1 protein-coding gene is annotated in these 282 nt (G+C 71.3%); it reads right to left on the reverse strand.

Annotation, left to right across the window (positions count from 1 at the left end):
• On the reverse strand, positions 1–282 hold a 282-nt coding region (locus tag J0A65_RS27180), incomplete at both ends, for a hypothetical protein (RefSeq protein WP_206597262.1).

Consider the following 282-nt stretch of genomic DNA (forward strand, 5'->3'; position numbering starts at 1 on the left):
CCGGTCAGGGCATCGCTGTTGCCCAGGCTCAGGGCCTTGTCCCGGGGCGCGGCGCTGCTCTGCGCCGGAATCCAGTCGTTGCCGGACAGGGTCTTGCCCTCCCCCTCCCCGGCCGACGGCACGATGCCTGCCAGCAGGCGGTCCGCCAGTTTGCCGGGCACGGCCAGACGACGGCGATTGAGCAGCGCCACGTCATCACGGAAGCCTTCGGCGCTGGCCACCTTGTCTGCCGTTTTGTCAGCCGTCGCGGCGGACGTCGCAGCCACCGGCTGCTCGACCTGG

It is taken from the genome of Bowmanella yangjiangensis (genome assembly GCF_017255015.1).
GTDB lineage: Bacteria > Pseudomonadota > Gammaproteobacteria > Enterobacterales > Alteromonadaceae > Bowmanella > Bowmanella yangjiangensis.